Origin of the sequence: Dapis purpurea BLCC-M126, from assembly GCF_050015975.1 — a bacterium.
In the GTDB taxonomy this organism is placed as follows: domain Bacteria; phylum Cyanobacteriota; class Cyanobacteriia; order Cyanobacteriales; family Microcoleaceae; genus Trichodesmium.
The window spans coordinates 1-4,262 of record NZ_JBNHER010000184.1; the positions used below are offsets into that span (position 1 = coordinate 1).

At 34.9% G+C, this 4,262-nt stretch carries 3 protein-coding genes; 1 reads left to right on the forward strand and 2 read right to left on the reverse strand.

Annotated features, from left to right (window positions below):
* Window positions 1-87: 87 nt before the first annotated feature.
* Entirely contained in the window at window positions 88-1,107 is a 1,020-nt protein-coding gene (locus ACP6PL_RS16280) for a zinc-binding alcohol dehydrogenase family protein (protein ID WP_426546310.1), read from the forward strand.
* A 753-nt stretch (window positions 1,108-1,860) separates the two neighbouring features.
* Here the strand turns inward: ACP6PL_RS16280 and ACP6PL_RS16285 are convergent.
* The gene (locus tag ACP6PL_RS16285) at window positions 1,861-3,189 is read right to left on the reverse strand and encodes an aromatic ring-hydroxylating dioxygenase subunit alpha (protein WP_426546311.1); all 1,329 of its coding nucleotides are present in this window, start codon (window positions 3,187-3,189) and stop codon (window positions 1,861-1,863) included.
* Window positions 3,190-3,303: 114 nt separating this feature from the next.
* On the reverse strand, window positions 3,304-4,262 hold a 959-nt coding region (locus tag ACP6PL_RS16290), incomplete at its 5' end, for a Rieske 2Fe-2S domain-containing protein (protein WP_426546312.1).

Here is a 4,262-nt window from a genome sequence, read left to right on the forward strand (position 1 = left end):
CTCTACTGTAATGATTCTGGTTTTATTATAAGTGATCATCCGAACATGATATAACCTAATAATATTTAAAATTTGGAGGTAAAATCCATGAAAGCAGTAGGTTTAACTCAATATTTACCCATTAACAACGAAAATAGTCTGTTAGATGTTGAAATTCCTAAACCCACAGCTAAAGGTAAAGATTTACTGGTACAGGTTAAAGCTATTTCTGTTAACCCAGTAGATTATAAAGTTCGCTCTCCTCAAGATAAAGTTGAATCTGAACCCCGTATTCTTGGTTGGGATGCAGCAGGTATCGTGGTAGAAGTTGGAGAAGAAGTAACAGAATTTAAACCTGGAGACGAGGTTTATTATGCAGGAGATATTACTCGTCCTGGTAGCAACAGCGAGTTTCATTTGGTGGATGCCAGAATTGTCGGTCGCAAACCCAAGAATTTAGATTTTGCTCATGCAGCAGCTTTTCCTCTTACTGGTATCACTGCTTGGGAAGCTCTGTTTGAAAGATTGAATATTGATAAAAAAGGAGCAGATGCGGGTAAATCAATTTTAATTATCAATGGTGCAGGGGGAGTTGGTTCCATTACCATTCAAATAGCGAAAAAGCTAGCCAAACTGAATGTCATTGCTACAGCTTCTCGTCCTGAAACTATCGCTTGGTGTCAAAAACTTGGTGCTGATGAGGTGGTCAATCATCGCAATAATCTTGCGGAAGAGATTGATAAAGTTGGTTATCAAAATGTCGATTATATTCTTTGCTTGAACGACACCGATGGTCACTGGGAAGCTATGACTAAAGCGATTAAACCCCAAGGTATGATTTGTTCTATTGTGGAAAATGAACAACCGTTAGACATGGAAACTTTAAAGAGTAAGAGTGCTGGCTTTGTTTGGGAATTTATGTTTACTCGCTCCATGTATCAAACAGAAGATATGGCAGAGCAAAGTAATTTACTTAATGAGTTGAGTCAACTGATCGAAGATGGTGTAATTGTTACAACTTGCAATGAGGTAGTCAAACCGATCGATGCTAAAAACTTACGGGATGTTCATCAACGTCTTGAAAAGGGTAGAACTATTGGAAAAATTGTTCTAGCTGAATGGAGTTAATCTTTAACTGTAAGCATTCAGCCGTCAGCTAGGCTCTTTTCCTTTCCTGGGGAATGCTGCCTCTTTCAGAGGAGCTTTCCTGCGGAATGCTGCGCAAACGCTAACGGTAACAGCTATAAGCTATTGCTTTGAGCGAGTGATAAAAGCAATATTTAATAGAGAATTGAAAAATCTTACTAGAAAAGTCAGCTCCAAAGTCTGTACTCATTTAAACCCCGTTCTTAAGCACAGGTTTTTATTGCTGATAGCTGACAGCTAATAGCTGAATGCTTACCTTTAACTAGCTCTCAGCTTTCAGCTTTTGCCATCATTTCAGGTGAGTTGTTACAGTTACTATTCAATTATCTGTTTTATATCATGTTCGGATAATCACTTATAATAAAGTTTTTGTTTGTAGGATGGCTTCAGGTTCAACTTTAGACAGGGCTTCAGCCCTACTACGGACTTGAATTATAAAAACTATTTAACCGAACATAATATTACTGATTTCTCCAATGTATTGTCGCCCCAAATAATAGCGGAATCCTGTTTTTTGAGGTGTGTTTTTCCAACAATTATCAAACTGTTGGTACCACATTTAAAACCAAGGGAGCATTGCAGCATTGCTTGTTTTTTCATTGCTAGCGATACCTTTGAAGTAAAATCGTTGATATACAAGACAAGCATTATATAATTTTGATTATTAAGTTGTGTAAGTCCCATTAGGAAAAAGCATACAGAAAACTATCTTCCTACTCCCTCAAAAATATAAATTCATTTTTTAGCATGAATATAATCAACAAAGTAAAATTGAGGAATTAACCACAATTTTAACCAAGCATAAATTCCTATTCCTAAAAGTGCTGTAATTACTAAAGGTAAACCTATTTGAATCCGCAAATTATCTGGGAATATAGCTACTCCAGACACAATAATTATGAAATAAGTTATAAGTAAAAATTGTAATCGTTGTAGATTTTTCAACGCCTGCCGACAACTACTACAATGCTGAGTATGTTGTTTGTAACGATCCAATAGTAAGGTGCGATCATTATTTATTAGAGAGTTATTTGAATCATTAATTCCCACTTCACTCCAAGGTAATTTACCATGACAATATTTATCAAACCAATTTCTAAACTCAATTACTAAACGGTCTGCACTTGTAGTTAATTTATAAGCTGTTTTCCAACTTTCAGTTGATTGTTTTTGTTGCAGTAAATGTTCTTGCTGATTTAGTAAAACCATATCTCCATCTATCAGCAAATTTCGAGTTTTGATATGATCCCACCAACGCGGTTTAAACCTGTGAAGTGTGTTCCCAAAATTCCTAGTAGACTGAGCAATAATTCTAGATTTACCAGGAGATATTGGTATACAATAAGTAACAAGTCCTACTTTCTTTCCAGTATCACCAATAGTAGTTGCATATTCTAACCGACAAGGAGGTTCAAAAGTAATTTTTGTGAAGCCTTTTGAAATAGAAACTTCAACTAAATTAATTGTAGATTGGAGAATCTCCATAGGTATAGGTCTTGCTTTGTCTCGATTACCCAGTACACCATGATGAGCAAAAGGAGCATGACTAGGATCTGCTAAATTTTCTATGAGAATTTCCCAACCATATTCTAGATCGCGGATATAAGAAGACCAGACAAAACCTTTCTCAGCATCTATTTGTGATGATAATGGTAGGGGTGTGGTAGTAGCTAGGTCTGCTGTTTTCGCATCAGGCCAAACCCAGAGTAAATCATTTTTTTGACGCACTGGTAAGGCAGTTACACAAAAATTTTTCTGATTTTTTTCTATAATTTCCTGATTTTCAGCTTGGGGAATATGAGTACAGATACCTTGAGAATCAAATTGCCAACCATGATAACTACACATTAAATTACCAGTTTTGTCATCAACTCGACCTTCACTTAAGGGTGCTAAACGGTGAGGACAAACATCTAAAAATACCTGGTAATTTTTAGAATATTTTGGCTTCCAAATGACTAGACGCATTCCCAATAGAGTTACGGGAACAGGAATTTCTGGATCTAGGTCTTCAATAGGTGAAAGAGGATACCAATGTTGAAAAAAGTTGAATTCGGTTTGCATTTTATTTGTTGTTATAGTTCAATAAATTACAATTTGGGAAAAATTCGACGACTACATTGAATATTACTAAGTTTTGTCTCTATATCTAGATTTTGGCATACTTTTTATAGCAATTCATTTTTTAGCATGGATATAATCAACAAAGTAAAATTGAGGAATTAACCACAATTTTAACCAAGCATAAATTCCCATTCCTAAAAGTGCTGTAATTACTAAAGGTAAACCTATTTGCCTCCGCAAATTATCTGAAAAAATAGCAACTCCAGACACAATAATTATGAAATAAGTTAGAAGTAAAAATTGTAATCTTTGTAGATTTTTTAATGCCTCCCGACAACTACTACAATGCTGAGTATGTTGTTTGTAACGATCCAATAGTGAGGCATGATTATTATTTACTAGAGAGTTATTTGCATCACTAATTCCTACTTTACTCCAAGGTAATTTACCATGACAATATTTATCCAACCAATTCCTAAACTCAATTACTGAACGGTCTGCACTTGTAGGTAACTTATAAGTTGTTTTCCAACTTTCACTCTTATATTTTTGTTGTAGTAAATGCTCCTGCTGATTTAGTAAAACCATATCTCCATCAAAAGTCAAATTCCAAATTTTCAGATGATTCCACCAACGGGGTATTAACCGATGTATTGTTTGAGCAAAGTTCCTAGAATATTGAACAACAATTCTAGATTTTCCAGGGGATACAGGTAAACAATAAAGAATAAGTCCTAATTTTTTTTCACTATCACTAATACTAACTAAATATTCTAACCGACAAGGAGGTTCAAAATTAATTTTTACAAGATTGTTTCCATGTGAGAAATAGAAAATTTCAATTAAATCGATCGTTGATTGTACAATCTCCATCACTATTGGTATTGTTTTATTTCTATTACCTTGTACTCCATGATGAGAAAAAGGAACATGACTCGGATCTCCTACATTTTCTACTAGAATTTCCCAATCATATTCTAGATCGCGGACATAATAAGACCACACAAAACCTTTCTCCGCATCTATTTGTGATGATAATGGTAGGGGTGTGGTAGTAGCTAGGTCTGCTGTTT